17 protein-coding genes are annotated in these 20,715 nt (G+C 52.8%); 13 read left to right on the top strand and 4 right to left on the bottom strand.

The genetic code is table 11. The features are described 5' to 3' along the window. Positions 1-654: 654 nt before the first annotated feature. The 11 genes from CVU69_13165 (at position 655) to CVU69_13115 (ending at position 14,899) form a co-directional block, all read left to right on the top strand. Positions 655-1,119, top strand: coding sequence for a hypothetical protein (locus CVU69_13165; protein PKN11342.1), 465 nt, complete (start codon positions 655-657; stop codon positions 1,117-1,119). Between the two features lie 734 nt (positions 1,120-1,853). Continuing rightward, on the top strand, positions 1,854-4,121 hold the full coding sequence (locus CVU69_13160; protein ID PKN11341.1) for a hypothetical protein: 2,268 nt from the start codon (positions 1,854-1,856) through the stop codon (positions 4,119-4,121). A 195-nt stretch (positions 4,122-4,316) separates the two neighbouring features. Then, a complete protein-coding gene (locus tag CVU69_13155; GenBank protein PKN11340.1) occupies positions 4,317-5,750 on the top strand; it encodes a hypothetical protein in 1,434 nt (477 codons plus the stop codon). A gap of 1,287 nt (positions 5,751-7,037) precedes the next feature. After that, positions 7,038-8,270: a hypothetical protein gene (locus CVU69_13150; GenBank protein ID PKN11339.1), complete on the top strand. Its 1,233-nt coding sequence runs from the start codon at positions 7,038-7,040 to the stop codon at positions 8,268-8,270. After that, the gene (locus tag CVU69_13145; GenBank protein PKN11338.1) at positions 8,267-8,974 is read left to right on the top strand and encodes a hypothetical protein; all 708 of its coding nucleotides are present in this window, start codon (positions 8,267-8,269) and stop codon (positions 8,972-8,974) included. Before CVU69_13150 ends, CVU69_13145 begins: the two co-directional genes overlap by 4 nt. Positions 8,975-9,025: 51 nt before the next feature. Further along, complete coding sequence (locus CVU69_13140; GenBank protein PKN11337.1) at positions 9,026-10,441, top strand: hypothetical protein; 1,416 nt, start codon at positions 9,026-9,028, stop codon at positions 10,439-10,441. Further along, entirely contained in the window at positions 10,438-11,964 is a 1,527-nt protein-coding gene (locus CVU69_13135) for a hypothetical protein (GenBank protein ID PKN11336.1), read from the top strand. Before CVU69_13140 ends, CVU69_13135 begins: the two co-directional genes overlap by 4 nt. Then, positions 11,961-12,671, top strand: coding sequence for a hypothetical protein (locus CVU69_13130; protein PKN11335.1), 711 nt, complete (start codon positions 11,961-11,963; stop codon positions 12,669-12,671). Before CVU69_13135 ends, CVU69_13130 begins: the two co-directional genes overlap by 4 nt. 20 nt (positions 12,672-12,691) lie before the next feature. Then, positions 12,692-13,393: a hypothetical protein gene (locus tag CVU69_13125; GenBank protein ID PKN11334.1), complete on the top strand. Its 702-nt coding sequence runs from the start codon at positions 12,692-12,694 to the stop codon at positions 13,391-13,393. A 22-nt stretch (positions 13,394-13,415) separates the two neighbouring features. Then, complete coding sequence (locus CVU69_13120; GenBank protein PKN11333.1) at positions 13,416-14,153, top strand: hypothetical protein; 738 nt, start codon at positions 13,416-13,418, stop codon at positions 14,151-14,153. Next, positions 14,153-14,899, top strand: a complete 747-nt coding sequence (locus tag CVU69_13115; protein ID PKN11332.1) for a hypothetical protein — start codon at positions 14,153-14,155, stop codon at positions 14,897-14,899. The genes CVU69_13120 and CVU69_13115 overlap by 1 nt, the downstream gene beginning before the upstream one ends. Positions 14,900-14,982: 83 nt before the next feature. Here the strand turns inward: CVU69_13115 and CVU69_13110 are convergent, their stop codons facing one another. From CVU69_13110 to CVU69_13100, 3 genes are all read right to left on the bottom strand, one after another. Beyond that, positions 14,983-15,597 carry an NAD(P)H:quinone oxidoreductase gene (locus CVU69_13110; GenBank protein PKN11331.1) on the bottom strand — a complete coding sequence of 205 codons (615 nt, stop codon included), beginning with the start codon at positions 15,595-15,597 and terminating at the stop codon, positions 14,983-14,985. 69 nt (positions 15,598-15,666) lie between these two features. Next, positions 15,667-16,674 (bottom strand): patatin, encoded by a 1,008-nt coding sequence (locus tag CVU69_13105; protein PKN11330.1) that lies wholly within the window; start codon positions 16,672-16,674, stop codon positions 15,667-15,669. 21 nt (positions 16,675-16,695) lie between these two features. Beyond that, complete coding sequence (locus tag CVU69_13100; GenBank protein PKN11345.1) at positions 16,696-17,661, bottom strand: DUF2219 domain-containing protein; 966 nt, start codon at positions 17,659-17,661, stop codon at positions 16,696-16,698. Between the two features lie 199 nt (positions 17,662-17,860). On the opposite strand from CVU69_13100, the gene CVU69_13095 reads away from it, so the two are divergent. Together CVU69_13095 and CVU69_13090 are read left to right on the top strand one after the other, a co-directional pair. Then, complete coding sequence (locus tag CVU69_13095; protein PKN11329.1) at positions 17,861-18,763, top strand: 4Fe-4S ferredoxin; 903 nt, start codon at positions 17,861-17,863, stop codon at positions 18,761-18,763. Beyond that, entirely contained in the window at positions 18,760-19,248 is a 489-nt protein-coding gene (locus tag CVU69_13090) for a DUF456 domain-containing protein (GenBank protein ID PKN11328.1), read from the top strand. The genes CVU69_13095 and CVU69_13090 overlap by 4 nt, the downstream gene beginning before the upstream one ends. A gap of 373 nt (positions 19,249-19,621) precedes the next feature. On the opposite strand, the gene CVU69_13085 is transcribed toward CVU69_13090, so the two are convergent. After that, positions 19,622-20,269 carry a hypothetical protein gene (locus tag CVU69_13085; protein PKN11327.1) on the bottom strand — a complete coding sequence of 216 codons (648 nt, stop codon included), beginning with the start codon at positions 20,267-20,269 and terminating at the stop codon, positions 19,622-19,624. Positions 20,270-20,715: the final 446 nt, after the last annotated feature.

The following is a 20,715-nucleotide window of genomic DNA, read 5'->3' as shown; positions in this document are numbered from 1 at the left end:
CTGGAAATCGGCACTCAATCAGTTTACGATCATCTTCGGCGACAGGATGCCGACTTATTAACCGACAAACCCATTTACACAAAATCCTTTACAGGCCCGAAGCATCCATAAAAAAACTAAATAAAAAGTTGATAGATCTCGGGACTTATCAGCTATGGAATGCAACTGTCGTAACAAAGCCGCGAAATAGATATAATTGGTTCGTCCATATTTCAGTTCAGGCGGCTATATTTATACTTTATGGTTATATAGATAAATTTTTAGTCAAAAAAATTAAGTCTGATTTTACGGATGACGGTGTCGTCATTTCTAAAAATAAAATGAGAAATATCCTTCTCGTTTTGCTAAAAAAAGTTGAGTCATAATCGTTCCGCTCTTGGATTCGTTCACCGAGAGGACGATTATTATTAGTTAGGCCCCGTGGTCCCGAGGTTCACAAGTGGTCCCCGTGTGGGAATTTGTGATCCAGTTAATACAAGTCATACTATGCTTGCATCCGTATCAATCACATTGGTGAATTGAACTATTCTTGCAACTTCATAAATTTGTAGAAATATGACTGAGAGCGTCCTCATGGAAAATCCAGTACTAACTTTAAGATCACGCGTACCTAGTAAATCTTTAAGTCTTCTCGCCAGAGGAAAAAAAGCTGGAATGGTAGTCATAGCTGATGAAAGGACAGCACTAACTTTGGAGTCGATTGACGAGTATTATGTTTTTTTACTTCACGTCTCTGACGTAATCGATAGTGATCTTTCTAAAAGTATTGGATTGAAAAAGTGGTTAGATGAAATAATATCCCTCTTGCGGAAAATAAAAAAATCCTTGTATTCTGGTAGCCTAGCTGGAAATTGGAAATATGACGATAATGAAGAGCTAGAAGACCTAGAACTTCTTATAGATCAAGATTGGGTTTCAACAATATTAAATCTTAAAGATTTTCAAAAAGATAAACTAGAACCTATTGCAGACTTATTAGTTAAATTAGTGGAATTTTGGACTGAGGAAATAAAAAGTAGGGGTTACCTCATTCATGGTTTACTGGATGGCTCGGAGGATTACGATACGGTAAAAAGTTCCTTGCAAAATCTTAAACGAATAAACTACCCCCCTATATAGGTCTAAGGTTGACCCCGATTCTTTTTTAGAATTCCAATGAAATGGGATCACACACCCGCACGTAACTTTGATTGGCACTTCGCATAAGGTGAGGGCTGCCAGTGCATTCAGGTTCAGTGTTGTCACAAGAAAAGCGGATAGGCATTATGCCTATCCGCTTTTTTATTAGGAGAAATATCTCCTTAAAGGGTTGAGGGTGAGATGACCATCGCCGCCACTATACTAACGCCAATTGCCCAGGTTGTTTCAAGAAAATACCCGACGACTCTTGCTGCTGTATTGTTTTGACTCATTACTGTACTTGGTACCCCGTTATAGTTTCGTACCGTTTTACTCATTGTTTTTACCTCCGTAAATTTTGAACTGATCCAACGGACCAAAGTTAAAATTGGAAGGGCAACAATGGCTAGCACAGTAGCGGGATTCGAACCCACCACAACCCCCGTAGCTGTATATTTTAATCATAATAACATAAAAATATATTTATGTCAATTAAACCTTTTTATAATATTTATTTTTTATTTTTTGTCAATAGGTTTTCGGCTTTTCAGGTTTGGATTCACTTAAAAAGGGCAACAAGGTTAATTGGCTGGGGCCTTACTGTTTTTAGCAAGGATTCGGACACTCCAATAACCCCCTCGCCGTTGTTCAGACGTTGTTCAAAAAATACTTGACACCCAGAATAGACCGTGTATTCTTGCCAACAGAACAACAACTGAACAACGGAGGAAAACATGCAGGAAAAAAAGTTTGTTGCAACCCTGAGCCGATCTCAAGGACGAAATGCTTGGGCGGTAATCTTTAGACATCCTGTACGCATCGACACTAACACCGGGAGGACAGGCCTACGCGTAAGACAGGGGCTTGGAACTTCAGATGCAGAGGAAGCTAACAAGCTAAAAGACGAGCTTAATCAGCTTCTTTGTGACGAATCATTTTGGAGCATTTCAGCAAAAAATATAGCCGAGGAGCGTTTCAACCGGCGGGTCGTAGAAATCTTTTTTCATGGGATGGAACCTGAGATGAACGACTATAACGCAATTAGAGAAAGCATCATTGCATTACCGTCTTCCTTAGACTCTGAGTACAGGCGTGCGCTTCTTCTCGGAACAACGGGAGCAGGGAAGACCACTCTGTTGCGACAATTGATCGGGACCGATCCAGAGACGGAACGCTTTCCATCCACCTCAACGGCGAAAACTACGGTCCATGAAACAGAAGTCTTGCTCGACAGTGGCCCATACAGAGCCGTCGTCACTTTCTTCCCCGTAGAAGAAGTCCGCGAGCACTTGAACGAATGTATTTCGGAGTCCGTGTTGGCAGCTTACCGTGGAGGTGACGACACAGAAATCTTGCGAAAACTCTTAATGCATGTGAACCAACGGTTCCGCTTCAACTACATTCTCGGCAATGGTCCGCAAGTCATAGTCCCAGACGAGGACGAAGATGATGATGACACCGATGATCAAGACAACAGCTTTGAAGAAAAAACCATAGATCTTGAGAAAACCAACACGGTACTTTCAGAGTGTGTCGATGCCATCAGGGCAATTGCAGATCGACACGGGGCTCAATTAAAAGAAGAGGTAGGGGCAATTGACGAGAAGGACCAGCGAGTTGTCGACGAACTCTTCGAGGAAGAACTGGATCGTCGTCTCCGAGAAGACGACGCTTTCCACAGTGTCAGCGACAATCTCATGGATGAAATCGAGCTACGCTTCTCGCTTCTTGAACTGGTAGGCGTCGTTCGCAGAAACAAGCAAGGATGGCCACAATGTTGGTCATGGCAGACAGAGGATAGAGAGACGTTCATAAAGACGATAACACGCTTTTCCAGCAACCATGCTCCTCGCTATGGAAGCCTATTGACGCCTCTGGTCAACGGTGTCAGGGTCGCCGGCAATTTTGTTCCAGAATGGAACGATGGCAAGCAACCAAAGTTGGTGCTACTGGATGGCGAGGGCTTAGGCCATACTCCGAAGTCTATGGCAGCCATTTCGACGTCATTGACCCGTAGGATTGACTCAGCAGACGCTATTGTGTTGGTAGACAATGCAATGCAACCTATGCAGGCCGCACCAGTTGCAGCTATGAAGGATATGATCTCTTCCGGTAGTGCGTGCAAACTTCTCCTTGTCTTTACGCATTTCGATGAAGTGAAAGGGGATAATTTACCGAACGCTTCTGCCAAGGAGCAGCATGTACTTGCATCAGCAGAAAATGTGCTAGCGGCTATCGGAGAAGAGATTGGCTCATTCGCCGAAAGAGCCTTGCGTGGTCGCTTGAACGGCGCATGCTATTTCGTTGGAGGGATCGACGAACCTTTGGATTCTACAAAAAAATCGCACAAACGCACGATCGGACAGCTCCAACGAGTGCTGTCAGCTATAGATTCAATTATCGATAAACCAGCCCCTGTCCAGGCAAAGCCGATCTACGACAGAATGAATCTTGTACTCGCTGTTAAGGACGCTGCCGAAAGTTTCCACGATACATGGTGGCCGATCCTTGGACTTAGCAGTAAACCAGGAATTGGTAAGGAGCACTGGAAAAGAATCTGGGCGCTGAGCAGAAGACTGGGAACCCCTGGCATGGAAGACGAGTACGCCGACCTAAAGCCTGTTGCCAATCTCCGCAGACAGCTTCAAGACAAGCTGTACGTTTTGCTTCAGAATCCGCTGCGTTGGGAACCTACTGAACCGACCGACGACGATCAGAAACTGCAAGTGTTCGACGCCCTTGCTAATGCTCTTTCAGTCAGGGTACAGGATCTTGCAACGAGGCGCCTACGTGCCGAACGCATGCCTGAGTGGCAATCCGCCTTCAATCAGTCGGGTAGAGGTTCAAGTTATACTCGGGCATCCATCATCGGCGAAAGGATTTACGACCGAGCTGCACCCATTCCAGACTCAACCCCTTCGCCAGATAGGAACTCCTTCCTTCACGATGTAGCTGCAGTAGTCGAAGAGGTTTGTAAAGAGAAGGATGCAGGTCTTATCTGAGATTATTCTTAGATGCTGTTACAAACACAAGGAAAGGGGGTAACTGCTTGACTGTTAAAAGATTACCGCTTCAACGGTTAAATCAAAGCGCCGATGATGGGTCAAATTCCAATGCAGATTGACATCATGGCTGAGATCGACAAGGTAATTGAGCATGGCGGCTGGCCGATAAAATAAATTTAAGGGGACGAATCCGTGGACGCTCCAAAACTTTTCATTTCCTATAGCTGGTCCAATCCTTCACATGAACAATGGGTGGTCGATCTTGCGACGCAACTGCGGGAATCTGGGATCGATGTGATCTTCGACAAATGGGATCTGCGGGAAGGTCATGACGCCTATGCCTTCATGGAAAAGATGGTCACAGACCCTGATATTAAAAAGGTTGCCATCATATCTGACAGCGTTTATGCCGATAAAGCTGACGGCAGAAGTGGTGGAGTCGGCACAGAGACTCAGATCATCTCGCGGCAAGTTTATGAGCAACAGCAACAGGTCAAGTTCGTCGCGATAGTCACAGAAAAAGACGAGGCGGGTAAGGCGTGCCTGCCTACATATTACAAGTCCCGCATTTATATTGATCTCAGCGAGCCTGACACTTACGCGGACAACTTTGAAAAGTTTCTCCGGTGGGTATTCGACAAACCACTGTACGTCAAACCCGAGCTTGGCAAGGCACCGATCTTTGCGACAGAAGGGCCAGCAATATCTCTCGGCACGACCGCACTATTCAAGCGAACCATGGATGCCATAAAATCCAGCAAGCCTGCGGCGTCCGGGCTTCTAAGTGAATACTTAGATCTTTTTGCTCAGAACCTGGAACGATTCAGGATTAGTAAGACTGACGGTGAATTTGATGATGCCGTTGTCCAGAGTATTCAGGATTTTCTACCATATCGTAATGAGTTCATCCAATTACTCGTGACAATAACGCAATATGATCCCTCCGACGATTCCATGCAAAAACTGCATCGATTTTTTGAGTCGCTGATACCGTATATGGACCGTCCGGAAAATGCACACCAACGACATGAATGGGATTACGACAACTTCAAGTTCATCGTTCATGAGCTCTTCCTCTACACCATCGCCATCTTGGTGAAGTACGAACGGTTCACACAAGCTTCTTTACTTATGGGCCAGCATTACTACCTGTCCGGTAATTCAGAGCACGGGCACAATGTAATGGCTTCATATACTGTGTTCCGAAAGTACATGCGATCTCTGCAACACCGAAATGATAGGCTCAAATTAGAGCGGGCATCATTACGGGCCGACCTCTTGAAGGAAAGACATCTTGGAACAGGTATTGACTTCAAATACCTGATGCAAGCAGACTTTGTTCTCTTTTTAAGAGAAGAGCTAGTTGATAGTGATAACTTTGGTTGGTTTCCAGAAACACTTCTGTATTTAGGGCACTACCGCAGCCCATTTGAAATATTCGCCAGATCGGTTTCTGCCCAGTATTTTAACAGAATCAAGTGCCTGCTCGGAATCAATGTACCCTCCGATCTTGATGAGTTGCTTAAGAGCTTTAAAGATGGAAAAAGAGAGTTACCACGCTGGGGATTCGAAAGATTCAGCCCTTCATCCTTGCTGGGCTATGAACAGCTTGCAACAAAGCAATAAAGCTGATTTATGTGTAATCAACGTTGTTGTAAAAATAATAGGATTCATAGACCTTCTGACCAATCGGACAAACGTTCCGAAAATCGTTCGAGGTTCCGTAGAGGTTCCTGTGCAACGTAAGTTAGGACTGCCACTTTGGATTTCGTACCGTCAAACGCCCACTAGCCGGTTGTTTTCCATCGAAAAAGGGAAAATGGCGGCTGTTGGGAGGTTTTACCGATTTTGACTCTTGCGACGTAATAGCTGAAATTTACGATTACGGATCAGAAGGCCGGGGATTCGAATTCCTCGAGGCGCACCATAAAAACAAGGACTTAGCTCTTAATTGGGCTAAGTCCTTTGTCGTTTTACCCCCTAGAGGTTCCCTAGAGGTTCCGGTGAAAGCTCAGTTTGCCCCGACCATCTGACTATCTCTCGGATTTTGAAAAATTGCCCACCTTGGGGTTGTGACTACAACTAAAGTTGTATCAGGTTCTCAATCATTCAAGTTATTGTGTTAACAGCCTTTTTTCTTTTAAATCTCGCCATTGACAGGCCCTGGTTCAGGGGTATGCTTATAATCAAGAAGCTGTTTGAGCCTCTGAAATATGAGGGACTGGATCTTAAATCGACCAGTTGAAACGCTAGACTAAAAAGCTGGCGCTCTCCCAAACAACTTCATAAAGTCAAGAAGCTGCTTGAGCCCCTGAAATATGGGGGACTGGTATCAGGCAATCCCTTAACAAGAAGAAGGGACTGGTTGCCAGTTGAGACGCTAAAACTAGCGTACTCCCAATGCAGCTTCTTGTTTTTTTTTATAATGCCCTCAGTTTAAATAGGATTGGGGGTGTCCACCAGTCTCCTCCGGATTTTACACCGCTAAGAAAAACCCCTGCTAACTTATTACGATTACAGGCTATTGATGTTCCGCCATTTCTCTGCGTAACTCAGTGTTGTCCGGTTTGGTTTGTGCTCTTAATCAAAAACACTCCTCATCCGCCCCTACGGGGCACCTTCTCCCTGATGGAGAAGGTAAAATAGTCTCCCCTCTACCAGCGGGAGAGGGTGGCCGAAGGCCGGGTGAGGGGATAAAACCGGGGTTTAGTGTCAACCGCCAGGTTTATTTGCCAGTGTCGCTGCCACAGAAAAAAACCTCGCTGATTCATTTGTTTGTTGTCAAATGACGTTCTTTTTGATTAATTATGTTTGCGGTTTCCGGAGGCAACGACGGAAGTGAATAGTGTCCCCCCCCAACCGTTGGATTATTCGAACTCCCTCATAATAAAGACAGATACTTGGAGCGAAGGAATGAAACAACTCTGTTTAGTGATTTTTGTTTTAGCTCTAGCTGGTTGCGCCACCTCTCCGGAAGTCACCGCCTGGAATATCGCGAAAGAGGTTAACACCCCGTCTGGATATCAAAATTTCGTTCAGCAATACCCGTCAAGCGGTCATGTGGGTGAAGCTCGCAAGTTAGTCGAAAAATCGAAAATTGACCAAATTATGAAGGCGGACACCGTTTCCGAGTGCGTCCGGACCATGAAGACCAATCCCGATCCGCAGACCGCCGCCATGGTGGTGGATCTTGCCGTCAAGGCCGCTCAAAAAGAGACATCGGTCGCGGACCTTTACGATTTTATCACCTATTTCAAGGGTCACGTCGAAGTGGGGAGCGTCCGCAACAAACTCGAGGAGCTTGAATTTAAAGGCGCGCGCGAGGAAGCCTCTCCTGTGGCCATGGAATATTTCCTGTTCCGATATCCGGAGTCGCGCTTTGCCGATGAAGGGCGAAAGTTTTTTTCCGAAAAGAGCTACACCCAGGTCAGGGCCTGGGGGAACCAATTCGGTTTCAAGGCTTTCCTGCAGAAATTCCCGGAAAGCCCCCGCGTAACAGAAATTCAGAGGTGGACAAATTCTTCCCTGCCACCGGCGGGATCCTCGAATTTTCCGGGAACGCTCGCGCGGGCGGTTGAAGATAGCCCTTGGCTTAAAAAATACGGCTGCGCCCTGACCTTGTCTGCGGCAATCAGGAAAAAGACCGGTGATGTTGATTCTCTGCGACATGCCCTTTACGAAATCGAAACAGGAGGGAACTCCGGGTCTTTGCCGGATGCTTGCACCACCGTGATCCTGGAGGCCAAGCCCGGCCTCGGCGGTGCTCTTGACGAAGGGCTCCTGATGATGGCGAAGGCGGAGGAACGGCGGACAGAGTTGGCAACCCACTGGAAGGTTTACGGCGAACGGGACGAGATGGCCAAGGCTGCTTTTAGTGCGAGTTCGATCGTCGCCGACGAACTGGAGTCTGCCGAGCTTTCGGAGGAGGTGCTGGGCAGTGGTCCCCTCGGAGGACTGGACGTCGGCCGGGAAAAGGCTTCGGTGTCGGCAAGAAAGGCCCTTGAGCGTTTCAAGATGGCGGAGAAGACGATCGCGCGGGACAGGGCGGATATAAAGCGCCTTCTGCTCGAGATGGACGGCCTGTATCGGCCGTTACAATTTTACGTTGCCAGCTGTCTCGTTGCAAAATTCGGAGGCGAACTATGAAATACGTGACTATCAAGGCCGGAATTATCACGATATGTCTTCTCGGCGCCCCGAGCCTGGCCAGGGCGGAAAATCCCCTTTTCCTGCCCAGGACCGAAGCTGCGCTGCCTTTGATGTCCGCGTCCGAAGCGGACGGACTGAAGAAAGAAGGGGAGTCGCTGACGCGCAAGGCGGTACTCCTGAAAGCGACGGCAAACAAGAAGTACGAGGCGGCCAGCGACCTGAGAAAAAAGGCCGGCGGGTTCCGCTCGGATTCTTCGCAAAAAGGGGAGATGCTGAGAAACCAGGCGGAACAGAGTGCCGCCGTCTCCGGTCTTATTGGCGAAATGTTCGGCATCATTTCGAGCATGGGCGGTGGTCAACTTTCGGCCAATTCCGCTCTGACGTCTACCTTGACCGGTAAGTTCATCCAGGGTCAGCAGGCAATGGATGCCAAAGGCGTCATGGCGGCCCAGGGGCAGGCGGGACAACTGTCCATGGAGGCCGAGAAGAAGGCCGGTCCGCTCGAGATGCGTGCCGATGAGCTCGAGAATGAGGGCAACCGGCTTATGGAGGCCCATAACCGGCTCAGTGCCATCGCGAATGCGAAGTTCCTGCTTGTCGCCGCCGATGAGCTGTTACGAAAGGTCGACGGCGATAGCCGGCGCATGGAGCAGTTCAAAGAGAACCACCGGGCTTTCGTTGCCTCGATGACAAACCACTGACAAACCACTGACAAACCACTGACAAAGCCTATGCAAGGGAGAACAGACCGGATGAGACGGTGGATTGTTATCCTCATGATCGTTCATGCATTGCCGGCTCCTGTCGCGTGGGCTGATCCTGGAAACGATCGGCCGGATCGTCTCTGTGAAAATGCTGCTGCTGCTGACCGGGAAGCGAAGGAAGCCGAACGGAAATCCGAAGAGCGCCGGCGTTTCCTGAAAGGCCGGGATAACATCGCAGACAAAACCCGACTGACGCCCGCCTCCGACACCTCTGCCCTCCGGCAGTCCCTCAAGGCCCAAACAGCACAGGCACGGACGATCCTGTCGCAGCTCCGGCAGGGGGTGGCGGCCGCCAACACCGACCGGAAGTTCGTCCCTGGATTCTCGCAATACTTCACCCAGATGGAGAGCGGCATCAGCCGGATGCTCCAGGCCATCGACGCCTGCCTGGGCAATCCCGGGACTTGCAGCATCCCGCAGATTTCCTGCCCATCGATTCCTCCCATACCTTCCTTCAGCAATTCGGGGAGCGCCGATCTCATCCGGCGAACCCAGCAGTCCTACTCCCTGGCAGCGAACCAGGCGCGCCAGACCTGCCTGGAATTGAATGGCGAGCTGCGCACAGAGGTCGAGCGCCTCAAGCGCGACAGCCGGTCCGCGGCGATGAATGCGGCGTCTTCGGCAAGCGGCGGAGCAGAAAGCTTCGGGGAGACGGACCTCCAGCTGCGGCGGGTCGAAGCGCTGAGGCGACAAGCCGTGCAGTATCGGCAGGAAGCCGATCGACTTTCGGGCGTCAGCAACTATTGCGGCGCCCACTCGCGTTCCCGGAAGAGTCCCGAAAAGAGCCGCGACGTCGTGGCGGCGTTAAAAGCCGCGGGTCAACCGAAGCGGCAGGCCGACCAGGGGATTCCCCTCGAAGGAAAGGTCGTGGACCTCAAGGCCGGATGGGAACAGCCTTGGGAAAAAGGGACGCGCCTGGACGCGCCCGTCGCACCGCTGCCGAAAGTGTCTGTTTGGGAGGACGGCGAGGGCGCTTCCTGGCTGCAGGACAAGGCAACGGCCGGGTACGAGAAAGCGGCTTCCTGGTATCGCGTGGCGGACGGGAAGGTGGAGCTCACCGAGTTCCTTCAGCCACCGTCCTCCCGGGAGTTTCTGGAGGACAAGGGGCAGGAAGCGGCGAAGGAGGTCCTTGTGGCTATTTCCGGCCCGTTCGGGAAGAGCGTGGAGGCCGGCATCAAGATCCTCGACGCGGTCAAGGGGACCACGGAAGAGATCGGGGAGATCCTCGAGGATGCACCGCGGGTGATCGGCTCCGGCAGTGCGGCGGATGCCCAGGAGCTGGCGGACCGGGCTTACCGAGTCCCCATCAAGTTCCTGAACAGTCTGTTCGATGACGTGACCGGCAAGATCAATCTCCCGGAATATCATTATCAATACAAGAAAGGGTGGGGCGACCACAAGTGAACTGGAGACGGAAAGGCCACGGCGGCATCACATTCGCCTTGCTGGCGCTGACAATCCTCCTCGGGATGTCGGCTGCAACGTCTGCCGCTCCCCACGTCGAGGTCCGGAAGGTGCTTACCACCGCATCGCTTGGCGATCCCTTCGTCTTCGACGTCGCTCCGGGTGGAGCGGTACTTCTCCTCACCCGCGATAACGTGTTCGATGCGGGGGCAGGGAAGTTCCTTTTCGGTGAGCCGCTCAAAAATCCCGCATGGCTTGCCTTTGCCGGGGAAAAACTGCAGCTGATTTCGGGCGGCGCGCTCTTTGTCGTAGAGGGGGAAAAGCCGCGGCAACTCCTCGAAATTCCCTTGCAGCAGCGCATCTTCGCTGCCGACAGGGAGCAGACCTTTATCAGCGGCGTCACGGCGGCCGGGAAGCCGACACTCTTCATCTACAAGGAAGGCGCGGGGCACAAAGCCTTGGTCGAGCTCGACGCCCCGATCGACGCGATGGCCCTGGCGAGAGGGGCGCTCTTCTTTTCCGCCGGCCCCAGGATCTACACCCTCCGGGAGGGCCGCCCTGCCAAGCTTCTGGCGCATCTGCCCGGCTTCTCGCACATTCCCTCCTTGGCGGTCGATGACCGGAACAACGTGCTTTACTTTTCGGAGGGCGACCACCTGTATGCCCTGCGCGGCAACGACTTCGTCGTCGTCCGGCGAAACGTCGGGGGGATGCTGCGGTGGCACAACGACAGCCTCTACGTTCTGTCGTGGCGCGATCACGTCCTGCTCCGGATGGAAGGCCTGTCCGAAGCGATGGGCGCCGCCGGGACGCTCGTTCCGCTCGCAGACCCGTGCCGGCCGCCCGTCCTGTCGCTCTACTGCGAAGCGGAAGAGAAGCGGGCGCTGCTCCAGGCAGTGACGATGTTCGAGGGCTCGCTCGATCCCGGAGACGCCGCGCGCAATGAGCTTGGCACCTATGCGGCTGAGCAGAAAAAAGCGCTCGATGGGATCGGAACCGCTCTTAAAAAGGAGGCTGCGTCGGGTACGCAGGCGGTCCTTTGGGGCGGCGGTCTTGAGCCGAAAACGATCCGCGCAAAGGAATCCATCGGAACGACAGGGCAAGGAGTCGGGCTAACCTTTTGGAATGGCAGCGGGATCCGGATCGGACCGGACTCGAAGCTGGTCGTCGACGATTGCCCTTCGGGGCAAGAGTGCCGACTGACCTTCGCTCAGGGGCGGTTGTATTTCGAACCGTACAAACCGCCCATCGCGGGGATGACGGTGCCAATTGCCCAAGAGAACGTGATCACCACTGTGCCCATCAGCTTGCGCTTCGGGGCGGCGCGGTTTGTGTTGTTCTCCGCCGCCGACAAGATCGCCATTGTCGTTCTGGAGGGTCGGGTAAAGGGGGTGACACCGGAAGGGGCTGTTGTGATCGTGGCAGCTGGCGAGACGCTTGAAGCACAGCAGGGTGAGCGGCTGGCAAGCCCGATGCCTGCCGAGCTGGATCGGCTGAATAAATGGTGGGAGGATATTCGATGAGTGTTTATTCGCGTGGGTGGAAATATCTGTTTTTTGCATTTACCATTGCCTTAATGGCCGGTTGCGTGAATACGAAGGTCGTTTACAAACCGATCGCCCCTGATGCTGGCGGACTTAAGCTCCCGGTCAAATTAGCGGTTCTGCCCTTTAAAGATGGTACAGAGGATTTCACGACGCGCGGAAATGTTTATAATTATACCAAAATATACAATCTCGCAAAGACTGAAAGCCGTTATGCTGCTGTTGACGCTATGCCACCAAATTTTTGGGCGAAAGCTTTTGTCGATGACCTGTCAGTTTCTGGTAATTTTCAATCGGTTCGGTTTTTCTATAGTTCGTTGGAACTGACGGACGAAGATTTTCTCATTGAGGGTACAGTGGTGAAAGCCAATTTCACTCATGTGGTAGATCGTATTAGTGAATTTACCCTCTCTTTCCACGCCCGGCAAAGAGCCAATGATCGACTGGTCTGGGAAAAAGAAGTCATGAGGGCTTGGAAATTTCATGGTGGCGTTGATAGTCAAGAGCAAATCGATCAGGTCATTCAGGACATGTTCGCAGAGGCCAGAGCGGATCTAGTGCAGACGCTGTCGGCCCAATCCTGGCACCGGGCCGATGAAGATGGTGCCACTTCCACCGTTTCACCTCCACAAATAGATTCTGAATCGGTTGATACGGAGATCGAAAAAATTCTCAGGGGGAATTGAAGGTGAGGAAAGGAGTTAAGATGAAACGTCTCCTGTTGGCTGGATTGTTCCTCGTTTTGACTGGCTGCGGGGTCAACTCGACATTCAGTTACAGGCCAAACCCGTCCGAAGAGTTTACGAAGACGTTTCCGGTCAAGATCGCGGTCCTCCCCTTCAGAGACGGCACCGCGGAAAATACAAGGCAAGATTCATCGCTGAGGGGGTACGTCAACCTCGCGAAAACCGGCATCGACTACGGGGTCGCTGTTTTTCCTCCGAACCGCTGGGGGAAGGCTTTCGCCGATGAATTGGCGGCCTCGGCCAAATTCCAGGCGGTCCGGTTTGTTTCCGATATTTCGGAAGGGGACGACGACGAGATTATTGTCGCGGGGACGGTCACGAAAGCGGATGTGCCGATCCCTGGCGGATCCGACCCTGTCCGGTTTGCCGTCATCCTGAACGCAAGAATCGGCAGAGATAAACCGCCCTTCTGGAACAAGGTCGTATCGAGAGAGAATTCCTTGGGGGTCGGCTATGCACTTGGCTGCGGTTTAGATCGGCAGTGCGCGATCGACCAGCGGCATGCGCACCACAATAATTTGTTGCGGGAAATGTTCCTCGAAGCGCGAGTGGATCTTTCGGAGACGCTGTCGTCCCGTTCGGGAAGCCGGGGCAAGGAGTCTTCTGCGCAAACTCCGGAATCGGTGGACGAGACGATCGAATTCATTCTCAAGGGTCAATGACCAAGAAGTGATAGGGAGGTAAATGTTGATGAAGCGAATTTTGCTGGCAGCGTCGGCACTATTTTTGTTGGCGGGTTGCGCGGGGAACACGACATTCCTGTACAAACCGTCGGCGCCAACGATCGGCGCACAAAGTCTTCCGGTAAAGGTGGCGGTCCTTCCCTTCAAGGACGGGACCGAAGATTTCACCAAGCGCGGTAACGAGTTGCTCGACCAGGAACGCCTGATGTACAACCTGGCGAAAGCTGGCGCAGGCAGCGTGATCACCGCTCTGACGCCGGAGCTTTGGGCGAAGGCTCTTGCCGACGATATGGCGTCCTCGGGGGATTTCCAGGCGGTCACCTTTCTATACAGTCCGGCGGAGGTGAAGGACGAGGATTTTATCATCGAAGGAGTGGTGGAAAAGGCCAACTACTCTGGTGTTTGGGCCCGACCGAACGAATTTTCCCTTTCTCTGCGAGCGTTGCGGAGGGTGGATACTGTGTTGATTTGGGAAAAGAAATTCATAAGAGAATTTAAGTCTACCCATCCGCAAGGATGTGGAATGAGCCCCCAGTGCATGGTAGACCGGATCCATGCGGATATTAACGGGGTGATGCAAAGCTTCTTTGCGGAGGCGAGGACGGACCTGGTCAGGACGCTGGCGTCCACGGGAGACCGCAACGGACAGTATGCCCCACGGCCTGTTGCGTCGATTGAAACGCTCCCGGCCGGAGAATCGGTGGATAGGGAAATTGAAAGAATTCTCAAGGGGAATTGATGCAAAATTCAAAAGGTATGAGTGAAACGATGAAACGGCTCCTCGGCGTTGCGCTACTCCTTCTGCTGGCCGCCGGCTGCTCGGCCACTCCGACGTTCATCTACAAGCCGGGCCCGCCCGAGGCAGGCGTGGCGAGGGTGCCCCTGAAGCTGGCGGTCCTCCCCTTTACGGACGGAACCGAAGATTTTATCCGGCGGGGAAAGGTGTTAGAGCCGGAAACGCTGCGGTTCAACCTGGCGAAGAGCGGCATCGACGGCCATATCAACGCGCTGACGCCGGCTTTTTTCGCGAAGTCCTTCGCCGAGGAGCTCGCGGCTTCCGGCCGGTTCCGTTCAGTCCGGTTCCTCTCCACCCCGACGGAACTGGTGGACGAGGATTACCGTATCGAAGGGACGGTAGAGAACGCGACTGTCTCCGGCGCCTGGAACCAGCCCAACGATTTCGTCCTCCATTTCCGGGCGCTACGGGGTGAGGATCGGTTGCCGGTCTGGGAGAAGACCGTGTCCCGCTGTTACGTGAACACGCCCGACCTGTACGCGGGGTGTGGCACGTTCGACCGCCAGTGCCAGTTCGACCGGGGACAGGCACGGATGAACGAGGTGATCCGGGGCATCTTTCTTGAGGCAAGACAGGACCTCCTCGCATACCTGGCGCGCGACCGCGGCGATATCAACGCGCGCCCCGACCGGCAGGCGTCGCCCGAATCGGTGGATGAAACGATCAAAAGTATCCTTCAAGGGAAATAACCGAAGAACTTATGAAAAAACAAAGGCTTAGCCATGTAAAGAGCTAAGCCTTTGTTTTTTGCCCTGTTGTTATGAAATGAGCTCTACCCGACCAGCTTGAGGGCGATTCGTGCGACATGCGCCCCTTGGTAACGGGCACCCGCCAGTTCGTTTTCGCTCGGCATCCGCTCCCCTTTACCGCCGGCGATGGTCGACGCTCCGTAAGGCGAGCCGCCGGTGATCTCGGAGATCGTCATTTGTCCGGCAAAGGCGTAGGGAAGGCCGACGACCACCATGCCCTGGTGCAATAGTGTTGTGTGAAAGCTGAGGATGGTCGATTCCTGGCCGCCATGCTGGGTGGCTGTGCTGGTGAAGACGCTGCCGACTTTGCCGACCAGTGCACCTTTCATCCAGAGGCCGCCGGTTGCATCGAGAAACTGGCGCATCTGGCCGCACATATTGCCGAAACGGGTGGGGGTGCCGAAGATGATGGCATCGGCATCCGCCAGATCATCGACTGTTGCCACCGGAATATGGGCCATCCTTTTTTGGGCATCCAACGCCCCCATCATTCCCAGGACTTCATCGGTCAGGGTCTCGGGGACCCGCTTGATGACAACCTCGCACCCTGCGACTTCCCGCACCCCTTCTGCCACCGCTTCAGCCATTTTGTTGATGTGCCCGTACATGCTGTACTGAACGATCAATATCTTGCACATGTTTGTTCCTCCTTTTTTTGTTGGCCAAATATGCCGCCTGGCCCGGCCTGATTTTTTAATTGTACCCGATTACTTCGCTGTGCTTGATACATCTTTCAATAAAGGTATTTTTTCTTTCGCACTTTCGTAGCCGATGGAGATGATCTCCTTTGCCCGGTTGAACTCCAGGAATCGGAACTCTCCCAGCGGGGGGCGGATGATCAGGTCCGGTTTGTCGATCCCCAGGCGCGACTCCGTGATGCTGGCCTCCATGATATTGACCGAGGCTAACAACAGCTCAAAGATATTGGGAAGCGGCTCTGTCGAAAGCCACTTATGGAATTGTTTCGCGGTCGGGGCATCCTCGCTGAGCAGTTTTTTTCGCAGCTTGCGCAGCGAGAGCAGAAGATCATCCATCCAGCGCGACATCTGGCTATGGTTGTCAGGAGTGTCGGGCGGCATTGTGTGTGCCGTCAACGGCTTCAAATTTTTTCCTGCGACGATTTGATGGTTCAGATCGACCGCAATCACGATATCTGCGCCCATGGCACGGGCGACACTGACCGGTACCGGGTTCACCAGACCACCATCCATCAGCAGCAGACCGTTGCTCCGCACCGGGGTAAAGATCCCCGGGACAGCGAGGCTGGCGCGCACCGCTTCGATGAGATCCCCTTGGCGAATCGCGACCTCCTCGCCGCTCTGGATGTCTGTTGCCACGGCACAAAAGGGAATCGGGAGAGACTCGATCACTGCGGTAGGGACGAGGGTGCGGACCAGATCACTTACCTTGGCGCCGTCAATCAACCCGGACTTGGGAAAGACGACGTCGAAGAAAGAGATCATTTTCTTCCAGTCGAACTTCTGAAAGGTACTTTCCACGGAATCTATGCTGCCGGACGCATAGACCGCTCCGATCAGGGCCCCGATACTGGTCCCGGCGATATAATCAACCTTGATTCCGGCCTCATCCAGGGCCCGGATAACACCGAGGTGTGCCAGTCCCCGCGCTGAGCCGCTGCCCAGTGCCAGGCCGATGCGGGGCGGACGAACTAAGCTGGGTTTCTTTGTTCTGTCTTTCCGGATCGGCAAATTCATAAAACTCCCGCCCTTTCCGCGCTAATACAATACTGCTAAACTGACAGCTCCGAAATCATGACGTTCTAGCTGACTTTTGAACTCGTCTGTTCGCAGTACATGCGTGTAGCTCAGGCGAATGTCTCGCCAGGTCAGAACCGCACCAAACTGCAGATCGCCAACAAATATCTCCCTGTCAACACTGCGGCTGTGAGCAAAGGTGTTGCCGTCTAGAAAGATGTTGCGGGCGACGGCGCGGCCTTCGACCCCGGCGAAGAGGTGCCAGTTGAAACCATCTGTGACTGCGAAAGTCATTGAAGCGGGCAAGGCCGGCTGGATTCGCGGCGGGCCGTAATCCGGAGGAAGATTCCTGCCAAAACGCAGCGTCAAGCCGCTATTGGCGTAAGTAAAGATATTGCCGATTGTTCCGCCGGCATGGGGTGTCAGATCAAAGCTTCCTGTAAAGGTTGTGGCGGCAAGGGTCCGCCAACTGCGCTGATAGCTGATAACGATGCCGGGTTCGTTGCCAAGTTGACTGTCCCACCCTCGCGGTTTGCTCACCGCCCGCACTTTGTGTAATGTTTTCTGGCTAAACTCCGCCAGCGCTGTCGGACCGACCATGCCCAGCGTCAATATCAGTTGGTCGAACTGTCGGTTCGTTCTCGCCTCCATGCCGATTGAGCCGTAGAGCCAGCCGGCATAGGGACGATCATCGCTCGGAGGATCATCCAGAGAGAGGTCGCTCGGTGTAAACGTGCTTTGGCCAAAGGAGTAACCATGGCGGACAACACCGCCTTCCGGGAAAAAGGGGATCCAGTGCGCAATCGCCAAAGTCCATTCCGGAGCGGTTCCGGTCGGGGGGGCCCAGCCCAGATTTATGCCGTTGGTATAGTGCCGATCGGTGTTGTTGAAGTGATCATTCTCGGCAACGAGACTGACAACGCCGTTTGTGTTTTGCCCGGCGCCAAAAGCCGGGAGAGCGGTAAGCAAAGTCAGCAGCAAGATGATCTGGAGCACAGCGAACCCATCCCTTCTCCCCTAAATGCAATGAGTCTGTCTTCCCTTAGGTGTGGAGACAGACTCGGGTATGCGGGAGTCGTGCTTGTTTCCGATTGCTGTTATTCAACCAGATAATAAGTTAAAGTCAATCTGCTGGTAATGTGTTGCCTGTTTCGTAAACTTCTCCCTCAAGGCTGCGAGGTCAAAAATGAAAGCTCTTATAACCGTCCCCCTTGCTTGGGTGGAGACGATTATCCGCGATTTTTGGGAAAGCGCCCCCGGCAACAGACTCACTCCCGACAGCAGTGAAAAGGCCTGGGACAAACCTCATCTTGCCATCGCCGGGGGAGATGATCCGTTTTTTCCCCGTCTCAAAGAGATGATCGGCCCCTTTCTCTGGACACCGGCAGAAGCCTTTTCCTTGGCCTTTCCCACCTTGGAGACACCCCCTTCAGCGTTGCGGGTGATCAGCTACGTCTTGCCGCAAACGCTGTCCACCCGTATCGACCAGCGGCAGGAAAAGAGCTTGCCGGCCGAACGCTGGGCACGCTCCCGTTTTTATGGCGAGCAGTTCAATTGTGAACTGCGGCAGCATCTGGCTGCGACTCTGACTGCCGCCGGATTTCCCGCCGTTGCTCCGGAGCGTCTCCCCGGCTTCGACTACCGCCGGTCCCGGCTGTACGGGCTTGCTTCTAATTGGTCGGAGCGCCATACGGCCTTTGTTGCCGGACTGGGAACCTTCGGCCTTTCCGACGGCCTGATTACCCGTTGGGGCAAGGCGGTCCGCTTCGGTTCGGTGGTGGTCCGCATCGATCTGCCGGTGACGCCCCGACCCTATGGTGATGACCATCACGCCTGGTGCCTTTGGTATGCCAAAGGCACCTGTGGCGCCTGCGCCCCGCGCTGTCCGGCCGGCGCCATCAGTACGGCAGGCGGTCACGACAAGCTGGCTTGTCACCAATATATTCGCGAGGTGACCGCCCCTTATGCCACGGCGACCTACGGCACCGGCGCAACCCCCTGTGGCTTGTGTCAGGTCAGGATCCCCTGCGAGGGGCAAATCCCCTCTGGCCTTATCACTCCTAGCGAAAACAATAGGGACGGAGAATGACGGATGCATCGCTAATCCTCTGGATCATCGGCATCATTCTGGCGATCAGTGGCTTGGCCGGTCTGCTGTTGCCGGTCCTGCCGGGAGCACCGCTTTTGTTTCTCGGCTTGTTCTTTGCTGCCTGGGCGGAGGACTTTCATTATGTCGGGATCTGGACTTTACTGTTACTGGCCGGCCTGGCAGCACTGACTTATGTCGTGGAAGTCGTCGCCTCGGTCCTGGGAGTTAAAAAGTACGGCGGATCGAATCGTGCCATGATGGGGGCTGTGATCGGTGGGATAGTCGGACTATTTTTCGGCATACCGGGTATTCTTCTTGGCCCGTTTCTCGGGGCAGTGGCGGGCGAACTCTCCTTGCAGCGCAGTCTGGATCAGGCCGGTCGGGCCGGTTTTGGGACGGTCCTGGGATTGGCCATCGGCGTGGCCGGCAAGCTTGCCATCGGTATCGCCATGATCGGGCTTTTTCTGCTGATTCGTTTCTTCTGAGGGGCCACCACTTTTTTAGCTTTGTATCCTTGACAGCCTCTGTTTAAGGGGTAGTCTTTGAAACAGGAAGATTGCTTGAGCCCCTGAGATATGGGGGACTGGTTGCTGATTTTGGACCAGCTGAGACGCGGCCTAAAGACTGGCGTTCTCCACGGCAACTCCTAAAGTCAAGAAGCTGCTTGAGCCCCTGAGATATGGGGGACTGGTTGAGTTTGATCCCCTGAAAGAATAAGGGAGACAAGCCGCCAGTTGAGACGCGAAACTCCGGCGTTCTCCCAATGCAGCTTCTTGCTTTTACTTGAACCCTCCCTCCTGTCAGTCAGCGTCCCCGCTTCCCGCCGCAATTTGTCTGATCCGACGAACTCCGACCAGCCTACTGGATCAATTTGTTGGTCTTGAGATTGTCGATGATGATCTTGACGACTTCTTTGATCGTTTTCTCATTGCCGTAATCGATCAGCGAGCGGGTCTGAACAGAATAGATAATTTCTCCGTTGGTGGTTTCATAGATATTGGTTTCGAGAATGACCAGGTCGGTCGTCGTGGTGTAGGCCGGCGTGGATTGGATGATTGTCGCGTAGCTGCGGTCATAGTAGTCGTTGTAGTGGCTGTAGTAGGGGTAGTCCCGATAGTAGAGGTAACGGAGACTGGCATCCCCCATGATCGTGGTGGTGGAGGGGTGAAAAAATTCGACGCTTTTCTTTGCGGCCACCCGCGAGATCAGGACATTTTTGAACCCCAGCTCCTTGACGCGCTGGACAATCAGGTCCTTGTCGTTGCTTTCATCGGGTGACAGGATTTTATGGCCGGGAGAAGCGGTAATATTATGCTGGTGCAGCGAGGCAACAAAGGTGTCTTCATACAGGCGTTTCATCGTTTCCTGTTTGGCAATCCCGATGACCAAAACCTTGTCCAGTGTGCCGCCCTGATACTCGGGGTCTTTCCAAGATCCGCCAATGGTTGTGCTGGTACAGCCTGCCATCCCCAGCAAGACTCCGATCGCCAATCCTAAAATCATCATCCGTCGGCTCATTGTGAACTCCCTGTAGAAAGACAACCGGTTGAATCGAACAGTCATTCTATGCTAGCGCATGTCAGGGAAATTTCAAGGGTTGGAGGAGTTCGGTAACGTTCTGGATTGGCTGCTGACAGGTGTCACCTGTATTTCCGGCTAATTCTGCTCTCTAGAATCCCAAGGTGATCTTGAACTCTAAATTTTACAGAGTCAGATAAAGGGTCATTTCCCCCAGTCCTGGAAAATAAATGGGGGGATTGGCCCATTTTTGAGTGGGGGGATTCGCCCATTTTTGAGTTTTTGTCACGGCATTGTTTCTATCCCTGTGGCTGTATCACTTTACTAAGCATTATTTTGAATAATCTTGAGCGAACTAATGGGCCCGGAGACAGTGTATGCATTATTCCTGATGTCAAGATGTTTTATTTTACGCATTATTTGGGAACAACAGT

The organism is Deltaproteobacteria bacterium HGW-Deltaproteobacteria-4, from assembly GCA_002841765.1.
Classification (GTDB): Bacteria; Desulfobacterota; Desulfuromonadia; order Desulfuromonadales; family UBA2197; genus UBA2197.
This window is presented reverse-complemented; position numbering and strand designations above follow the sequence as displayed.